The 1,535-nt window shown below is 68.5% G+C and carries 1 protein-coding gene and 1 pseudogene; both read left to right on the top strand.

Going from position 1 to position 1,535, the window contains the following annotated elements; genetic code table 11:
* Window positions 1-361 precede the first annotated feature (361 nt).
* A complete protein-coding gene (gene rpmB / locus H7U32_RS09345) occupies window positions 362-556 on the top strand; it encodes a 50S ribosomal protein L28 (RefSeq protein WP_204469792.1) in 195 nt (64 codons plus the stop codon).
* Window positions 557-948: 392 nt separating this feature from the next.
* Window positions 949-1,535, top strand: a pseudogene (locus H7U32_RS09340) (ATP-dependent DNA helicase RecG); the annotation flags it as partial.

Here is a 1,535-nt window from a genome sequence, read left to right as displayed (position 1 = left end):
GGCTGTTGGCAGGCTGTCGGCGGGATGGGGCGTGGCCGCTAGCGAGATGCGGCTGTCGGCCGAGCCGTCGGCGTGGATATGGGCCGTCGGCGCTGGCCTATCGGTGCGGGTGCGGGCGAGGGCGGATGTTGATGGGGCGGGCTGTTGTACGGGTTGCCGGTGTGAGCGCGGTACGGGCGGGGCGTGGGTTGCCGGTGTGAGCGCGGTACGGGCGGGGCGTGGGTTGCCGGCGCGGCTGACCGAGCACACGCGATCGGTTGTGTTCGTCCGCACCGAGGGATATATTCAGAAAGTTGTGTGCCCGGGTCAGCGCCCTGGGCATGGAAAAGGCTTGAAACACAAGGTATCAAGGGAGTCTATCATGGCAGCTCGTTGCGCAGTGTGCGGCAAGGGACCGCAGGTCGGTTACACCGTTTCTCATTCGCATCGTCGTACCAAGCGCGTCTTCGCCCCGAACCTGCAGGCCGTGCGCACCACCATCGACGGCGAGAACACTCGCGTCCGCGTGTGCGTCAAGTGCCTGAAGGCCGGCAAGGTGCAGCGCGTGGCGGCCTGATGCGAGCCACACGAATCAACGCCTGAAGACCCCGCTCGAGCCCCGGCTCAGCGGGGTTCTTTCGTATCCTCCGCCAGTCCGCATCTCCATCTCCATACGGCAAACCGTACTCTTACGTCTCGCAAGCGTACGTTTTGCCGCAGTCCTACGGTCCCCATGCGGCGAACCGTACTCTCACGCGCGCTTACAGTACGTTTTGCCGCAGTCTTGCGGTCCTCATGCGGCGAACCGTACTCTCACGCGCGCTTACAGTACGTTTTGCCGCAGAGAGTCGCCCCGCAGCCCGCCGCTTCGCCGCAGCCGATTGCGGAGCGCGGCGCCGCGTGCGCGCAAGCCCGCGACCGGCGGCTCAGCCGAAGGCGCATGGTCGGGGCTTCCGTAGAATGGGCGGCATGGGACTTGCACAGGACACGTTGCTTTCGGCGCTGCTGACGAACAAGCGGCGTGTGTCCGCGCTCAAATCGCTGGGCGTGCTCACCGTGCGCGACGCCCTGACCTACTACCCGTTCCGCGTCACCGACCCGGTGCCGCCGCGCGCCATCCGCGAGGCGCGCCTCGCCTCCCCGATGGCCTTCGCCGCCACCGTGCTGGACCTGCGCGTCACCTCGATGAACAGCCGCCGCGGCTTCCGTCTGGAGGCGCTGGTGGACGATTCGTCGTTCGCCCGCGCCCGCGGCGTGGCGGGCGCCGTGGCCCGCCTCGTGTTCTTCTCCTATCGCAAGTCGTATGTGGATTGGGTGCGCACGCGTCTGCGCCAGGGCGCCACTGTCGTCCTGTCCGGCGAGCCCAGCGAGTTCAACGGCCAGCTGCAGTTCACCCATCCCGAGATCCTCACCGTCGACCCGCGCGGCGCGGACGTGATGGCGCTGCCCGACAGCCGGACCGCCGCCTCCGTCGCTCAGGCCGCTCCGGCCGCTCAGACCGGGCTGCCGGGGATGGCAGCGGACGTCGGCGCCGCCCCAGCCGCGCCCATCCCAGC

This window comes from Bifidobacterium pullorum subsp. saeculare (genome assembly GCF_016899725.1).
Classification (GTDB): domain Bacteria; phylum Actinomycetota; class Actinomycetes; order Actinomycetales; family Bifidobacteriaceae; genus Bifidobacterium; species Bifidobacterium pullorum_C.
Note: the sequence above shows the minus strand (reverse complement) of the source record. Positions and strands in the feature narration are given on the sequence as shown.

Bases quoted from the DNA above. Each gene is read 5' to 3' on its own strand.
- rpmB (WP_204469792.1), top strand. From the start codon at position 362: ATGGCAGCTCGTTGCGCAGTGTGCGGCAAGGGACCGCAGGTCGGTTAC.